Below are 16666 nucleotides of genomic sequence, written 5' to 3' on the forward strand. Positions count from 1 at the left end.
GGGCGTGCGCCCCTAAATCGCGCTTCCGCTGCCCCATGGGACTTCCAACCGCAAGGCAGTGTTTTCGTAATTTGTCTCAGGACATTGGAGGTCCCTTGAATTGGTCAAGCATCATATCGCGCTGGGGTTAGCGAAAGCCCATTCGACCGCCGACACTCCCCTCATCGGGGGCGGCATCGACATCGCTAAGGGGCGCCCGGTCAATCCGGTCACGCTCGTTCGTCCGCACGCTGCTGCGCGCGCCGCTCGGTTCTTCGTCGAGAAGTTCCCGGGTCGCTCGATGTATGCGGTGAAGGCGAATCCATCTCCCGAACTCCTGCAGATCCTGTGGGACAATGGCATCACGCATTACGACGTGGCGTCGATCGCCGAAGTGCGCCTGGTCGCGCGGACGCTGCCTGAGGCGACCCTGTGCTTCATGCACCCGGTCAAGGCCGAGGAAGCGATCGCCGAGGCGTATTTCACGCACGGTGTCCGCACCTTCAGCCTCGACAGCCTGGAAGAGCTGGACAAGGTCGTGCGCGCCACCCGCGAAGCCAGCGACCTGACGCTGTGTGTCCGGCTGCGCGTGTCGTCCGAGCATTCGAAGCTGAGCCTCGCGTCGAAGTTCGGTGCCGCACCGCATGAAGCCAAGGAACTGCTGTTCGCGGCCCGCCAGGCGGCGGACGCACTGGGCATCTGCTTCCATGTCGGCAGCCAGGCGATGACGCCCGAAGCCTATTCGAACGCGATGGAACGTGTCCGTGCGGCGATCGTCGAGGCGGCGGTCACGGTCGACGTGATCGACGTCGGCGGCGGCTTCCCGTCTTCCTATCCGGGGATGGAGCCTCCTCCGCTCGAGCGCTTCTTCGAGACGATCCACCGTGCGTTCGAATCGCTGCCCGTCAGCTATTCGTCCGAGCTGTGGTGCGAGCCCGGGCGGGCGCTGTGCGCGGAATATTCGTCGATCATCGTGCGCGTCGAAAAGCGCCGCGGGACCGAGCTGTACATCAATGACGGCGCGTACGGCGCGCTGTTCGATGCGGCGCATATCGGCTGGCGCTTCCCGGTCGAGCTGCTCCGCGAGCCGGACAGCCGTGCCAAGGACATGGAGTTCAGCTTCTACGGTCCGACGTGCGACGACATGGATCACATGGCCGGGCCGTTCCTGCTGCCCGCCGACGTCCAGGCCGGCGACTATATCGAGATCGGCATGCTCGGCGCATACGGCTCGGCGATGCGGACCGCGTTCAACGGGTTCGGATCGGACGAGACGGTGATCGTCACCGACGAGCCGATGGTCTCGCTGTACGACGAACGGTACCAGGACCTCGCGTCCAACGTCGTCACGCTGTAACCACTAGCTATTATTTCTACCGTCATTCCCGCGCAGGCGGGAATCCATAAACGCTATCGGCGCGGCTCCATCTGCCCCCGAGTTTATGGATCCCCGCCTGCGCGGGGATGACGACGTTTGAGGATGATGACCATGACCGAAGACACCCGCATCGACGCGCAGCGCAAGGCTGAGCTCCTGTCCACTACCGTCGAGCATATCGACATCACCAGCTTCGACGCGCGGCCGATCGTCGACGCGATGAAGAAGATGTCGTTCACCAGCCGCGACCTCGGCCGCGCGACCGACATCTACAACCAGATGCTCGCCGACAAGGACTGCACGATCTTCCTCGTGATCGCGGGCTCGACCTCGGCCGGCGGTTGCATGGACCTGTATGCCGAGCTGCTGCGCAACAACATGATCGACGGCATCGTCGCGACCGGCGCGACGATCGTCGACATGGATTTCTTCGAGGGCCTCGGCCACAAGCATTATCAGGCGCTCGAGGTGCCGCACGACGACGTGCTGCGCTCGCTGATGATCGACCGGATCTACGACACCTATATCGACGAGGAAGAGCTCCAGCACGTCGACCACACGATCTTCGAGATCGCCGAGACGCTGGAACCCCGCCCCTATTCGAGCCGTGAGTTCATCCGCGAGATGGGCAAGTATCTGGTCGAGCACGGCAAGAAGGAGAACAGCCTCGTCAAGCTCGCATACGAGCATGACGTGCCGATCTTCTGCCCGGCGTTCGTCGACAGCTCGGCCGGTTTCGGTCTGGTCAAGCACCAGGTCGATGCCGCGAAGGCGGGCAAGCCCTACATGGTCCTCGATGCGATCGCCGATTTCCGCGAGCTCACCGAGATCAAGATCAAGGCGGGCACCACCGGCCTGCTGATGATCGGCGGCGGCGTGCCGAAGAACTTCATCCAGGACACCGTCGTCTGCGCCGAGATCCTCGGCCATGACGACGTCCAGGTCCACAAGTACGCGGTGCAGATCACGGTCGCCGACGTGCGCGACGGTGCGTGCTCGTCGTCGACGCTGCAGGAGGCGGCGTCGTGGGGCAAGGTCAACACCGGCATCGAGCAGATGGTGTTCGCCGAAGCGGGTTCGGTCATGCCGCTGCTCGCGTCGGACGCGTATCACCGCGGCCTGTGGAAGGACCGTCCGGTCCGCAAGTGGGGCGCGAGCTTCGACAAGGCCTGAGGCGGGCGCGCTGATCCTCCCCTCTGCAAGGGGGAGGATTCTGCGATTGCTCCCGATGCGTGATTGATGCAGCCTCCTCCGGGGAACCGGGGGAGGCTTTTTCATGCATGACGACCTGATCCACAGCGAGATCCTGCGGCCGATGGTCGCGCTGATCGCCTGGACGCTGGTGATGCTGCTCTGGATGCTGGCGACCCGGCTGCCCGCGATGAAGGCGGCGGGGGTCGACCTCAGCCAGCTCGTCGGCACGCGCGCCGCCGACGCGGACCGTTCGCTGCCCGCGAGTGCGCAGTGGAAGGCGCATAACTACAACCATCTGATGGAACAGCCGACGCTGTTCTACGCGGTGTGTGCGGTGCTTGCGCTCAGCCATACCGGCGACGGGGTCAACGCGTGGATCGCCTGGGCCTATGTCGGCTTGCGGGTCGCGCACAGCATCGCGCAGGCGACGACCAACCGGGTGCAGACGCGGTTCATCCTGTTCCTGCTGTCGAGCCTCGCGCTGATCGCGCTCACGCTGCACGCGGCGATGGCGGTATTCTGACGGGACCATTGCCGGCGATGCGTGTCGATCGCCCCTTCCCCTGCGCGATCGGGATCGGCTAGCTACCGCGCCATGACCTTCGACCGCCGCACTTTGCTCGCCCTGCCGCTCGCCGCCGGGATCGCCCCCGCCGCCCTGCTCTCCGACGCCGCCGGCCAGTCCGCGACGAACGGGAGCGCCAGTCGAGGCGCGCGGCTCGCCGGCGATCCGGTCTGGCCGCCCGCCGAGCGGTTTGCGCTGTGGCCCGGCATTCCGGCGGGCGCGCCGACCCCGCTGCCGCGCCCGCGCCCGATGATCACCGGACGCCCGGGCGGCTACCGCGACGTGCAGATGCGCGGTGTCGTCCAGCCCGAGGTTGGCGTGTTCCGCGCCGCCCGCCCCGATGGCCGTGCGGTGCTGGTCTGCCCCGGCGGCGGCTATTCGATCACCTCGCTGCGCAACGAGGGGATCGACGTCGCGCGGGTGCTGAACGGCTTCGGCATCACGGTGTTCGTGCTCAGCTACCGGATGCCGGGCGAGGGCTGGGCGGACCGCGCCAATGTGCCGCTGTCCGATGTGCAGCGCGCGATGCGACTGATCCGCGCCAATGCGAAGCGCTATGCGATCAACCCCGAGACGCTCGGCGTGCTCGGCTTCTCGGCGGGCGGGCATCTCGCCGGGTCGCTCGAGATCCATCATGGCCTCGAAGTGTATCGCCCGGTCGATGCCGCGGACCGGCTGTCGGCGCGGCCGGCCTTTGCGGGGCTGATGTACGCGGTGTCGAACATGGATCCGGGGCGCAGCCATGGCGGGTCGCGCGCGCAGCTGCTCGGCCCCAATCCCGATCCGGCGATGCAGGCGCGCTATGCGATCGACCGCAATCTGCGCAGCGGCGACGCGCCGCTGTTCCTGGTCCATGCCGAGGACGACGACACGGTGCCGGTCGCCAACAGCCTCGACATGCTCGCCGCCGCGCGCCGCGTCGACATTCCGGTCGAGGCGCATATCCTGCGGCGTGGGCGCCACGGCTTCGGTACGCGGCTGCCCGCGAGTTCGCCGGGTTCGCTCTGGCCGCAGCTGTTCGACCGCTGGATGCGCGAGGCGATCGGGCCCGAAGCGCCGCTCTGACGACGGGTGTGCGTGCCCGGGGTTAGCCGAACACCCGCTTCAGCGACCGTTCGAGCATCATCAGCTGCCACAGCGTGCGGCCATGTTCGGCGCGCCCGCCGCGATGCGCCTCGGCGAGCGCGGTGATCGCGGCCATGTCGAACCAGCCCGTCTCGGCGAGCATCCGCGACGATCCGAGCGCGCTCGCCTCGCCCGCCAGCGCGCCGCGGAACCACGCGCTGATCGGCGTCACGAACCCCATTTTCGGGCGGTAGAGGATCTCTTTCGGCAGATAGGGCTCCATCGCCTTCTTCATCAGCCATTTGCCCTCGCCGTGGTGCAGCCGCATGCCGACGGGCAAGGTCGCGCAGAACTCGACCAGCCGGTGGTCGAGCAGCGGCTCGCGCGCCTCGAGCCCGACCGCCATGCTGGTGCGGTCGACCTTGGTCAGGATGTCGCCAGGCAGCCAGTGCTTGAGATCGGCATATTGCGCGCGGTCGATCGGATCGCGCGCGGGGGCGGCGGCCATCGTCGCGACATAGCGTTCCTCCGCGCGGTAGCAGCCCAACGCGGCATTCGCGGCGCCCGAGAACAGCCGCGCGCGGACCTCGGGCGTCGTGACGCCAACCGAGCGGGCATAGGCCTCGCCGCCCCCTGCCGCGAGTGCGAGCAGGGTCGATTTCGCGCGAAACGGTCGCGGTGCCCAGTCGGCCTTTGGGTAATGCCGGCCGAGCGCGCCGAATATCTGCGTCCTGAAATGCGCGGGGAGCATCCCGCGCACGCGTTCCTCCGCGGCCTGGAAGCGGTAGCGCCTGTAGCCCGCGAGCGCCTCGTCCGCGCCGTCGCCCGACAGCGCGACCGTCACCCGCTCGCGGGCCAGTGCGCAGACCTGATAGGTGGCGAGCGCGGATCCGTCGGCGAACGGCTCGTCGAACGCGGCGACCAGCGTGTCGATCAGCGCAAAATCGTCGGGATCGACGACCCGCTCGGCATGATCGGTCGCGAAGCGGCGTGCGATCGTCGTCGCATGACCGCGCTCGTCATGCCCCGCCTCGTCGAAGCCGATCGTGCAGGTGCGGACCGCGCGCGGGCTCGCCTCCGCCATCAGCGCGACCACCGCCGAGCTGTCGACGCCGCCCGACAGGAACGCGCCGAGCGGCACGTCCGCGACCATCCGCGACCGCACGCCCGCGCGCATCCGCTCGACCAGTTCCTCGCCCAGCGCCTTGGTGGAGCCGGTCGCGCGGTTGGAGAAGTCGACGTCCCACCAGCGGCGCGGCGCGGGCATGCCGCGCCCGCGCTCGATCAGCAGAAAATGCCCCGCGGCGAGCTTCTTTACCCCTGCGACCAGGCAGGCGTCGTCGGGGACGTAGCCGAGCGCCATGTAATCCTCGACCGCGGACAGATCGGGCGCGCGCCGCACCAGCGGGTTGGCGAGCAGGCCCTTCAGCTCGGAGGCGAAGGCGACCGACCCGTCCGCCAGCTCGACATAATGAAGCGGCTTCACCCCCAGCCGGTCGCGCGCGAGGAACAGCGCGCGTGCGCCCGCATCGTGGATCGCGAAGGCGAACATGCCGTTCAGCCGGTCGAGCATCGACGGCCCCCAGGCGCGCCAGCCGTGGAGCAGCACCTCGGTATCGCCTTTGGTCCGGAACCGGGCGCCGCCCGCGATCAGGTCGGCGCGCAGCTCGGCGAAATTGTAGATCTCGCCATTGTAGCTGATCGTCAGGTCGCCGTCGGACATCGGCTGCGGCGAGCCTTCGAGGTCGATGATCGACAGCCGGCGATGCCCCAGCCCGACGCCCGGCGCGGTCCAGATGCCGTCGCCATCGGGACCACGATGCGCGAGCGCGGCGATCATCGCCTGGATGCGGTTCGGATCGACCGGCTTTGGCGTGCCCGGGTGGAAGATCCCGGCAATTCCGCACATTCAGCGCAGGCCCGCGGCGTGATCGGCGACCGTGCCGACCGGTCCGAGCGCGGCAAGGAAGCGCGCCATCGGTCGCGGATCGCCGCCCTCGACCGACAGATGCACCGCAACCGCGCGCTGCGGTCCGCCGAGCAGCCGCGCCTTCATCGTCTCGATCTTCACGATCATCCCGTCATCGGTGGTAGCATCGCCGACCCGGTACCACGTCGCGACGATGCGCTCCACGGGTCCCGGCGCGGTAATCCGCATCGCCGAACCGCGCGCGCCCGCGGCGTCCGCGACCGGGGGAAGTTCGGCGACGCGGACCCAGCGATCCTCCTCGCGCAGCACCCCCGTGCCGAACGCGATCAGCTCGTGCCCGTCGCCCTGCCGCCCGAACACCGCGAGCGCCATGTCGACGGTCGCGCCCGAGGCGTCGGCATAGCGGCCGAACAGATAATGGTCGGCCCCCGGATACCAGGGCATCCACGGCGCGCGGACGCTGACATCGACGCGGTGCCAGCCGGGCACGTCGGGTAGCGCAATCTGCGCTGGCAGCATTTGCCGCCGCCCGGCGATGGCCGTGCTCCACGCGGGAAACGCCGATGCCACCGCCAGCACGAGCAGCGTGACGATGGCGAGATCGCCACGATAGCGCGGGACCGCCTGAAGCTCTGCGGGATCGAAGGCGGGATCGTCGGGCGCGCGGTCGAACCAGCGCCAGCCGATCGCGAGCACCGCCGCCATCACGAGCGCGAAGAACAGCCAGCCATAGACGATGTGGTCGATCCCCGTCGCCGCCTCGACCGAGGTCAGCTCGGCCGCCCAGATCGTCCCGAAGGCGCGAAACCCGTTGGCGACCACCGGCACGATGACCGACACGGCGAGGAACACCACGCGCCGCCGCCACGACACGAAACAGACATTGGCGACCAGCACCCCGAACGCGACCATCGCGATCACGAACTTGGCGCCCGAGCACGCCTCCGCCACCTCGAAATAATAGCGGCCGGCATGGATCAGCACGCCGTCGACGACCGCGGGCACGCCGACCAGATGCAGCAGCGGCATGACGATCGCGACGGTCACCGCCTGCAAGGGCGGCTCGATCCCCTCGCCAAAGGGCACGAGGAACAGCGCATAGCCGAGCGGAAACAGCAATCCGCGTGCGGCATTGGGGCCGAGGATCGCGACGACCGCGCCCTGCAGCATCAGCACCAGCCCGAGGTGCCGCGCGAGATTGACCGAGGCGGCATCGCCCGTCAGCCACCCTGCCCCGCCGACTGCGACCAGCGCCAGCCCCGGCCACCAGCCGACCGGCGTCAGCTGCGCGAGCTCGCTACGCCGCTGCCACGCTAGCCAGGCGATCACCGGAGCGATGAACAGGCAGTGCCCGAAGGTCGTGCTGGTCCACCAGATCGTCGTCAGATCGGCGACGTCGCGGCGGAACAGCGCGAGCAGCAGGGTCGCCGCGATGCCGAGCGCGAGCAGATGCCGGGGCCAGGACGTCGCGGGGCGATCGGTCACGATGGGGACCGGCGCCCTTCGACCCCGAACAGCGCATCGAGCGGTGCGAGCCGCGCGTCCCAGCCATAGCGTCGCAGCACCTGCGCGCGCGCCGCCCGCCCGAGGTCGGCCGCGTCGGCGGGTGCGTCGAGCAGCGCGAGGACCTGCGCGGCGAACTCGCTCGCGTCCGCCGCGACGCGGATCGTGCCGGCGTGGTCGATGCCTTCCGCCGCCGCCGCCGAGGCGACGACCGGCCGCGCCATCGCCATCGCCTCCAGCACCTTGTTCTGGATGCCGCGGGCGAGTTTCAGCGGGGCGACGCAGACATCGGCCGCGGCGAGCCAGCCGCGCACGTCGTCGACCGCGCCGGTGACGATCACCGCGTCGCTCGCCAGCGCCTGCACCGCGGGGGTCGGCGCGCGGCCGACGATCGCGAACCGGGCTGTCGGGTGGCGCGTCAGGATCGTGGGGAGGATGTCGCGGGCGAACCACGTCACGGCGTCGATATTCGGGCGGTAGTCCATCTGGCCGGTGAAGACGATCAGCGGCGCATCGCCAGCATCCCCCCGCCCCGCCCCGGCGGAGGCCGGGGTCCAGTTGGGAGACGTGGATGACGACGGACTGTCCGCTATTACTGCGACCTTTCCAACTGGGCCCCGGCCTTCGCCGGGGTGGTGGGATGGGGGTGCGGCGTGCCCGCCATGCGCAGCCGGGTCGGTCGCGCCGCCCTTCACCTCCCCGGCGGAGGCCGGGGTCCAGTTGGGGGACGTTGATGGCGACGGACTATCCGGCGTTACTGCGGCCTTTCCAACTGGGCCCCGGCCTTCGCCGGGGTGGTAGGATGGGGTTGCTGCCTGCCCAGCCTGCGCAGCCGGATCGAACGTCGCCGAGTCGATACCGTCCTCGACCGCCAGGAAGCGTCGCGTCGCGCCACCCGCGCCGCCCGGCACCTCCCCGGCGGAGGCCGGGGTCCAGTTGGGAGACGTGGATGACGACGGACTGTCCGGTGTTACTGCGACCTTTCCAACTGGGCCCCGGCCTTCGCCGGGGTGGTGGGATGGGGTTGCGGCCTGCCCGCCATGCGCAGCCGGGTCGGGCGCGCCGCCCTTCACCTCCCCGGCGAAGGCCGGGGTCCAGTTGGGGGACGTTGATGACGACGGACTGTCCGGTGTTACTGCGGCCTTTCCAACTGGGCCCCGGCCTTCGCCGGGGTGGTAGGGTGGGGTTGCGGCCTGCCCAGACTTGCCAGCCTGCCCAACCTTCCCCGCCGGGTCGAACGTCGTTGAGTCTATGCCGTTCTCGACCGCGAGGATGCGTCCGGTGGCGCCGCCGGTGCGGAACAGGGTGGCTTCGGCTTCGCTGACGAACAGGCTGGCGGAGACCCTCGCCGCAACCCCCCGCTCGAACGCCCCGAGCAGCCGTGCCTCGCGACGCATCATCCAGCGCATCGGGCTGCGAGAGTCGTCCGCGAAGCCTGCGAACTTGGCGGAGTCCATGTCGACGAAGTCCATGACCACGGGTGGCCCGTCATCGGGGAGGTACTGCGCCATCTGACCCGAGAAACAGTAGATGCCGTCGACGCGTGGCAGGATGCGGTCGACCGCGGCCTGCATGGCGGGAGAAGCGAACGCCGTCAGCGATACGGGCTTGCCGGTGGCCAGCGCCTCGAGTCCGGCGCGCGCCTGCGACTTGCCGCGTGGCAGGATCGTGCAGCTCGCCAGCATGTCCGTGAAGGCGGCTGGCGGATCGAGGTCTGCCGCGTCGTCGGCAAACGCGACGAGATGGACGCGCATGCGTGCGCTGAGATAACGGAGCACGTGGAAGCTGCGGATCTTGTCGCCGCGATCGGGCGGAAACGGCACCCGGTGCGCGAGGAACAGCAGATCGCTCACCCCAGACCCCGGGAGATCCACGGCCCGGCGAGATTGGCCGCCCAGAGCGGCATCTTCTTCCAGCTGCGCACCATCAGCGCATATCTGGGGTTGAGCGGATTGACCTCGCGCGCGGGCCCGTCGCTGCGCTTCGCGTAGAGCCGCGGCACGGGCGTAAATCCCCAGTTCTTCTTGAACGCCGCCGCGCCGGTGCCGGTCTTCGACCGTCCGAAATCAAACCGTGTGCAGCCGCGCGCGCGGGCATGCGCCATCAGCGCGAAATACATCCGGTCGTTGGCGCGAAGGCCGCGCGCCGCCTCGGTCCCGCCGCCCCAATAGGGATAGACCGTCCCGCGGTGATAGAGGCTGAGCACGCTCGCGACCGCGCGGCCGCGGTGGCGGACGGTCAGCACGTCGGCGTCCATCGTGTCGACGACCGAGCGGAACAGCCGCGCGGGAAAGACCGGCGTGCCCAGATTGCGCACCGATTCGGCATAAATGCGGTAATGCTCGGCGAGCATCGCCCGGTCGCGGCCGGTCGCGATGTCGAGATCGAACCCGAGCGCGCGCCGCACCTCGGCGCGCTGCTTGCGCGGGATGGCGAGGAGCTCCGCATCGTCATCCGCCGCCAGATCGCGTGCGAACCCCAGATAGCTGTCCGCATCGCTGTCCCACCCCGCGGGCACAGCGCCACCGCGAAGCTCGACCGACGGGCAGCCGAGCCGCTGCGCGAGGTCCCAGGCCGCCGCCGCGAGCGGCTCGACCGCGGCATCGCCGAGCACGCCGCCATCGACCGCGAACCCCGCCGAGACGAGCGCGCGCCCGAACAGCGGCGATCGCATCTCGGTCAGCGGCAGCACGCCGGTGATCGTCCCGCCCCGCTCCGCGACCAGATAGCGTGCGCGCTGGCCACAGCCGCGCGCGACCGCGATGCTCCACGCGGGCAGGTGGAACGGCGTCGCCGCCGCCGTCGCATCAACGAACGCCGCGATCCGCGCGCGCTCGTCCGCGTCGGCGAGATCCGCCTCGCGCACTGCCGCCGTCGTCACCGCAGCCGACCCGCCTCGACCGCGACCGCGGCATCGACGCGGCCCCAGTCATGCCGCCCGATCAGCCCGCGCAGCTTGCCCGCCATCGCCCCCAGCCGCGAATAATGCCGGATCTTCGACCGCAACGGTGCCGCCGCGACGCGCGGCTGGGCGGGATCGATCTCCCAGGGGTGGAAATAGAACATCGCCGGGTGGTCGGCGGCGTTCACCTGGCGGACCGCGAAATCCATCAGCGCGGCGGGCAGCAGCCTGAAGAAGCCGCCGCCCGTGGCGACGCGACGCGTGCCGAACTGCGCGACGGTGACGGGCACTTCGAGCAATGCGCTGTCGGGCAGCGGGCGGAAGGCGAAGCGCGGTGCGTCGCGCCAGCCATAATGGTCGTGCGCGAGCGGTGCGACGCTCGACGAATAGGCATAGTCCTCTTCCGCCAGCATGGCGTGCGCCCAGGGCGTCCGCTGGTCGATCGAGAAGCTCGGCGCGCGGTAGCCCGTGACACGCTGTCCCGCCGCATCCTCGATCGCCGCACGTGCGCGCGCGAGGTCGGCGCGGAACAGGCCTGCATCCATGGTGAAGACGCGCTGGTGATCCCAGCCATGGCTCGCGATCTCGTGCCCGGCATCGACGATCCGGCGGATCAGTGCGGGATAGCGGTGCGCGACCCAGCCGAGCGTGAAGAAGGTCGCGTGCACCCCGCTTTCGGCGAACAGCGCGAGCACCGCATCGGTATTCGCCTCGACGCGCGGCTGGAGGCCGTCCCAGTCCGCCTTGTCGATCACCGTCTCGAACGCGCCGACCTGGAACCAGTCCTCGACATCGACCGACATGCCGTTGCGGATCGGGCCGGCCTTTACCGCCGTCGTCACCGGATCACGCCGCGTCGTGCCAGTGCGACGCGCCGCGGATCGGCTTGTAATCGGGCCTGGGCTCGTCGCCCTCGACCCACTCGACGAGCAGCGTCAGGACGCGGCGCAGTGCCTGGTCCTGCTGCTCGACCCGCGCCTCGAGCATCGCGAGACGGTCGAGGACCGCAGGGTCGGTGGCGGGGTCGGACGTGGCGCGGGGCTTTGCCGTGAGTTCGGGGGCAGGCTCGGGCGTGGGCGTCGTCGCGAGTGTCGGCAGGTCCGCGGTGAGGTCGCTCTGAACGGCGCGGACGACGGCGCCGTCGATGACGCGCAGATCCTCGATCGCGGCATAGAGCATGACGCGGCCCGCCAGCATGTTGAGCCGGCGGGGGATGCCGTCCGACCCGTCGAACAGCGCGGCGACCGCATCGTCGGTGAACGCCGGATTGCCCTCCCACCCGACCACCGACAGGCGGTGCGCGATATAATCGGCGACCTCGTGCGGCTCCATCGGATCGAGATGGTGGATCGCGATCACCCGCTGGCGCAGCTGTTCGAGCCCGTCGGAGCCGTGGAGCCGGTCGCGGAATTCGGGCTGGCCGAGCAGCAGGATCTGCAGCAGCGCATGGCCGGCGGTCTGGAAGTTGGACAGCATCCGCAGTTCCTCAAGCGCGGACACGGGCAGCGCCTGCGCCTCGTCGACGATCAGCAGCGTGCGCTTGCCGGTCCGCGCGACGGCGTGCAGCCCGCGTTCGATCGCGGTGAGCAGCTGCGCCTTTTCGAGCCCCGCCGGGTCGACGCCGAGCGCGGTCGCGACGATCCGCAGCAGGTCGCTCGCCTCGATCGCGGTCGACACCAGCCGGATCGCGTTCAGGCTCTGATGGTCGATCGTGTCCATCAGATGCCCGACCAGCGTGGTCTTGCCCGCGCCGATATCGCCGGTCATGACGATGAAGCCCTCGCCCTGCGCCAGGCCATAGCCGAGATAGGCCATCGCCTTGCGATGCGTCCCCGATTCGAACCAGAATCGGGGGTCCGGGGTGAGCTGGAACGGGCGTCCCGTCAGTCCGTAATGTTCGTCGTACATCTGCCAAATATCCTAGAACTGATACCGTGCACCGAGCAACGCCTGTGCGGACCAGTCGCTGTCGAAGTCGCCGACCTTGAAGCTGTATAACCCGAGCGACGCGGTCGTGCCGAGCCGTCCGAAATTACGGTAATAGGTGCCGGTCGCGCCATAGGACCAGACCCCGCCATCGCCCGCGGTAACGAAACCGCCGCCGAGCTGGCTGTCGAAATAGTTCACGAACGCGGTCGCATTGATCCCCGATACCGAAGACAGCGAGCGCGCGAAATAGAGCTGGCCGTAATAGCTCTCGTCCTCAAGGCCCGTGACGACGAGGCCGGGCGCGCCGCGCGGTGCGAACAGCCGGCGATTGGCATAGCCGATCCCGCCGCCAAAGGTCGTCCGCCCGCGCGTCGCGACGAGCACCGCGTCGATCCCGCGCGCGCGGTAGCTCGAGGTGGAGATCGACTGGAACACGTCGTCGAGGCACCCGCCCGGCGCCGCACCGGTCGCGCCGAACACGCAGCCGTTGAACTGCTGCGCGAAACCCTGGTTGGGCGCGAGGAAGCTCGTCGGCAGGTTGGCGAGGCCGGTGCGCAGCTGGCGGCCGAAGGTCTGCACGCCGTCATAGACGTTGACCGCGACGCCGACGTCCTTCGACGCCTGGTAGGTCGCGGTGCCGGTAAAGCTGAGAGAGCCATAGCGTTCGCCGATCCGCGCCTCGACCGAGGTCCGCCGGTTCGGCCGCCAGATCACGCCCGCGTCGTAATAGAGGCCGTCAGTGCGATAGGCGATGCGGCGCGGCGATCCCGGCGCGGTCCGGAACCGGCCGTCGCGGTCGAGCACGGGGACGCCCGCGGCATCGACCAGCGCATCCTTCTGGCTCGTCTCGATCCGTTCATAGCCGAGGCCCGCGGTCAGCGCGACATAGGGCGAGACCGGCAGCACCGCGTCGCCGCGGCCAAAATAGCCCTGGTAGCGCTGGCTGAGCTGGCCGGCGGTCTCGCGGTCGAACCCCGCGCTTGCGGTCAGCCCGACCGGCAGCAGCGTGCCCGGCCGGAAGCCCGCGCTGGCGGTCGCGGTGTGGCCGATCGAATCGTCGTAATAATCGAGCCGCTGGCCACCGGTCGCGGCGGTGCCGAAGGTGGGGGTCTCGACCTTGGTATAGCCCATCCGGTAGTTGGCGTTGACCGCGACGTCGCCCGCCTGCGCGGCGAAATTCGGGCCGCCATAGACGGCATAGACCTGGGCGATGTTCGACACGTTGCCGACCAGCACGCCGGGTGCGGCGCCGCGGATGTCCGAGCGCGACCGCGTGGCGATCCCGCCCGCTTCCAGCGAGAGGTTGCGCGTCAGCTGCGCCTCGACCCGCGCGAGGCCCGAATGGATGTCGGTGTCGCCGATATCGTCGTCATAGGCGAAGCGGCGTTCGTAGCGATAGCTGACCTGCCCGTTGATCCGCGCGGTCGACACCGCCGCATCGACGCCGGCCGCGAGCGAGGTGTAGGTGAGCACGTCGCCGCCGCCGAGATCCGCGGTGAGGATCTGCGTCGCCTCGATATAGGGCCGGACGACGACGCGCCGTGCGCCCTGCCCGCTTCCGGACGCGGAGTCGGACTGGGCGAGCGCGGGCCCTGCGACGAACAGCGCCGCCGCGCCGCCGAGGATCAGGCGGACATCGCTCACCGCGCGCCGCCTTGCTCGTAATAGCTGCCGAACCGCGCGCCGCCGGGAACGAACGACACCGCGTTGAGCACCAGCTGGATATGCTCGCAGCTGTCGAGCCGGTTGACCGCGGCGCGGACCTCGCTCTCGGGCGTATGATCGGCGCGGACGACGAGCATGACCTGCCCGACCAGCATCGCGAGCACGCCCGCGGGGGACGCGGCAAGCGCGGGCGGCGAATCGAAGATCACGATCCGCCGCGGATCCGCCGCGAGCAGCCGCGCGAGCACCGCGCGGGTCCGCGCGCTCGCGAGCAGTTCGGTATCCATCGTGGTCCGGTCGCCTGCGGGCAGGATCGAGAGGTGCGGCACATCGGTGCGGATCACCAGCGTTTCGACGTCGATGCTCGTATCGGCCAGCGCATCGAGCAGGCCGGGGCCATCGTCCAACCCGAGCTGCCGCAGCACGTCGGGCTTGGCGACATCGGCATCGACCAGCAGCACCTCGGTATCGCGCTCCGCGGCGATCGAGAGCGCGAGGTTGATCGCGCAGAAGGTCTTGCCGTCGTTCGGCCGCGCCGAGCAGACGAGGATCGTACGCGCCTTGTCGGGCACCGCGCTGGCCTCGATCGCGGCGCGCGTGATCAGCAGCTGCCGCTTGATGAGGCGGAACTCCTCCGCCAGTGGGCCGACCGGCGCGCCGGGCACCATCATGCCGTTCGCCGCCAGCATGCCGCGATCGATCATCGCCGTGTCGCTGGCGACGAACGGCATATGAAACTCGTCAGGCAATTCCTGCCCGATCGGCGCGCGAAGTTCGGGCGGGATCGCGAGGAAGGTCGCATCGCCGGAGTCCGGCGCGTCGGCTTCGAACGCCGCAACCGGCTCGGCGGCAGGCTCGGGCGCGCGTGCCGGTTCGACCGGCGGCACCGGCGGCACCGGCGGTCGGGCCCGCACGTGCTGGTTGAAGTCATAGACCGTGGCGGCGCGTTCGAGCAGCGACGGCGCGCGTGGCGGCTCGCCGCTGGCATCGTGCGATTCGGGGATCTTGCTACGCATGGTCACGTCCTCAGGCCGCCAGGCCACGCTGCAGGATCTCGACGCCCAGCAGCAGCACATAGGCGGCGCCGAGTGCTGCCGTGCCGCCGAGGAACATCCGGAACTGCTTGGCGCGCAGCTCGGACTGGGTGCGCGTCACGACTTCGCCGATCGACCCGATCACCGGCATCCCCGCGACGCGTTCGAGCCGGGCGCTGGTCGCGAACGTGCCACGGAGCTGACCGAGCAGGAATGCGCCGCCGATCCCGGCACCGAGGCCGGCGATCAGCACGCCGGTCAGCAGCAGCATCCGGTTCGGTGCGCTCGGCTTTTGCGGCGTGGTCGGCGGGTCGATCACGCTGAACTTGACGCGATCGGTCTGCGACTGCGCCTGGCCGCGGAGCGCGATCTGTTCGCGCTGGGTCAGCAGCTGGTCATACTGGTCCTTCAGCACCTGATAATCGCGGTCGATCGCGCCCTGTTCGGCGGCGACGGTCGGATCCTCGGAGAGCTTCGCGTTGAGCTGGTCGAGATCGCCCTGCAGCTGCGCGCGGCGGATCCTGAGCGACGCGACCGCCGCCTGCTTGTCCGCCATCATGGCCTGCAGCGAGACATAGAGCGGATTTGGCGACGAGCCCGCGCCGCTGCCGCCCGACAGCGGTTCGCCGCGCGCCGCCGCGGTTGCCTGGGCGAGCTGCGCGCGCAGTGCGACGACGTCGGGATGGCTTTCGGTATAGCCGCGCGCACGGGCATCGGCGAGCTGCCCCTGGATCGCCGCCAGCCGGGCGCGTGCGGGTCCGGCCGCACCGGCGACGCCGCCGCTGCCCGCGACCGTCCGCGCCACGCCGGCCATCTGTCCCTGCACCGCGGCGAGCCCCGACTGCGCCGCGGCGAGATCGCCATCGACCTGCGCCATCTGCGACCGCGCGGCGCCGATCCGGTCGGCGACCGACCCGGTGCCGGGCAGCGCGCCGAGATAGCGGTTCTGGAAGTCGGCGCGCTTGGCCTCCGCGTCCTGCAGCTGCTTCTGCCGCTGCGCCAGTTGCTTGTCGAGAAAGCTGAGGCTCTGGCTGGTGCTCGTCCGGTCGCCTGCCAGATTGCCCTCGACGAAGATGTCGATCAGCTTCTGCGTGATCGTCCGCGCCAGCTTCGGACTCGCCGCGGACGTCGCGATCTCGAACAGATTGTCCTGCGCCGACGTCACCTTGATCGACTGGGCGAGGCTGGCGACGCGGTCGGCGACGTCGCGGTCGCTGGCCACCGTGTTGGCGAGGTCGGTGCCGCGCACGACCTTCTCCAGATTGACCGCGGAGGTCAGCGTCTGGCGGATCGTGTCGATGTCGGTGCGGCTCGAGGCCGACGGCTGGTCCATGCTCGCGGGCAGCAGGTTCTGCATCTGGACGAAGACGCGCGCGCGCGATTCGTAGCGGCTCGGGATCTGCGATACGAACAGCCAGCCGAGGACGCACACGCCCCACGCGATCGCGAGCGCGAGCCAGCGCCGCGTCCAGATCGCGTGCAGCGCGACCCGCGCCTCGTCATAGATGCCGTTCATACCGCC

12 protein-coding genes and 1 pseudogene are annotated in these 16666 nt (G+C 69.6%); 4 read left to right on the plus strand and 9 right to left on the minus strand.

What is annotated here, in order from left to right:
* Positions 1-100: 100 nt before the first annotated feature.
* The 4 genes from J3A66_RS05530 to J3A66_RS05545 all read left to right on the plus strand — a co-directional run bounded on the left by J3A66_RS05530 (position 101) and on the right by J3A66_RS05545 (position 4181).
* Complete coding sequence (locus J3A66_RS05530) at positions 101-1336, plus strand: type III PLP-dependent enzyme (protein ID WP_107045131.1); 1236 nt, start codon at positions 101-103, stop codon at positions 1334-1336.
* Positions 1337-1468: 132 nt separating this feature from the next.
* Positions 1469-2530 carry a deoxyhypusine synthase gene (locus J3A66_RS05535; protein WP_031396469.1) on the plus strand — a complete coding sequence of 354 codons (1062 nt, stop codon included), beginning with the start codon at positions 1469-1471 and terminating at the stop codon, positions 2528-2530.
* A gap of 118 nt (positions 2531-2648) precedes the next feature.
* The gene (locus J3A66_RS05540) at positions 2649-3074 is read left to right on the plus strand and encodes an MAPEG family protein (protein ID WP_031396468.1); all 426 of its coding nucleotides are present in this window, start codon (positions 2649-2651) and stop codon (positions 3072-3074) included.
* Between the two features lie 72 nt (positions 3075-3146).
* Complete coding sequence (locus J3A66_RS05545) at positions 3147-4181, plus strand: alpha/beta hydrolase (protein ID WP_056680382.1); 1035 nt, start codon at positions 3147-3149, stop codon at positions 4179-4181.
* Between the two features lie 22 nt (positions 4182-4203).
* Here J3A66_RS05545 and J3A66_RS05550 read toward each other — a convergent pair whose 3' ends face one another.
* From J3A66_RS05550 to J3A66_RS05590, 9 genes and pseudogenes are all read right to left on the minus strand, one after another.
* Positions 4204-6090 carry an XrtA/PEP-CTERM system amidotransferase gene (locus J3A66_RS05550; protein WP_209567668.1) on the minus strand — a complete coding sequence of 629 codons (1887 nt, stop codon included), beginning with the start codon at positions 6088-6090 and terminating at the stop codon, positions 4204-4206.
* Positions 6091-7596: an exosortase A gene (xrtA, locus tag J3A66_RS05555; protein ID WP_348633997.1), complete on the minus strand. Its 1506-nt coding sequence runs from the start codon at positions 7594-7596 to the stop codon at positions 6091-6093. It abuts the gene before it with no gap.
* Positions 7593-8123: pseudogene (locus tag J3A66_RS05560) on the minus strand (glycosyltransferase); the annotation flags it as partial. The pseudogene J3A66_RS05560 and the gene xrtA, both read right to left, overlap by 4 nt.
* Positions 8124-9463: 1340 nt before the next feature.
* Entirely contained in the window at positions 9464-10495 is a 1032-nt protein-coding gene (locus tag J3A66_RS05565) for a FemAB family XrtA/PEP-CTERM system-associated protein (RefSeq protein WP_209567671.1), read from the minus strand.
* The gene (locus tag J3A66_RS05570) at positions 10492-11319 is read right to left on the minus strand and encodes an XrtA system polysaccharide deacetylase (protein ID WP_209570409.1); all 828 of its coding nucleotides are present in this window, start codon (positions 11317-11319) and stop codon (positions 10492-10494) included. The genes J3A66_RS05565 and J3A66_RS05570 overlap by 4 nt, the downstream gene beginning before the upstream one ends.
* A gap of 43 nt (positions 11320-11362) precedes the next feature.
* Positions 11363-12424, minus strand: coding sequence for an AAA family ATPase (locus J3A66_RS05575; RefSeq protein ID WP_209567673.1), 1062 nt, complete (start codon positions 12422-12424; stop codon positions 11363-11365).
* A gap of 12 nt (positions 12425-12436) precedes the next feature.
* A complete protein-coding gene (locus J3A66_RS05580; protein ID WP_209567675.1) occupies positions 12437-14089 on the minus strand; it encodes a hypothetical protein in 1653 nt (550 codons plus the stop codon).
* Positions 14086-15126, minus strand: a complete 1041-nt coding sequence (locus J3A66_RS05585; protein WP_209567676.1) for an AAA family ATPase — start codon at positions 15124-15126, stop codon at positions 14086-14088. The genes J3A66_RS05580 and J3A66_RS05585 overlap by 4 nt, the downstream gene beginning before the upstream one ends.
* Positions 15127-15136: 10 nt before the next feature.
* Positions 15137-16660, minus strand: coding sequence for an XrtA system polysaccharide chain length determinant (locus J3A66_RS05590; protein WP_209567678.1), 1524 nt, complete (start codon positions 16658-16660; stop codon positions 15137-15139).
* Positions 16661-16666: the final 6 nt, after the last annotated feature.

The sequence above is a fragment of the Sphingomonas sp. PvP018 genome (genome assembly GCF_017876865.1).
In the GTDB taxonomy this organism is placed as follows: Bacteria; Pseudomonadota; Alphaproteobacteria; order Sphingomonadales; family Sphingomonadaceae; genus Sphingomonas; species Sphingomonas aerolata.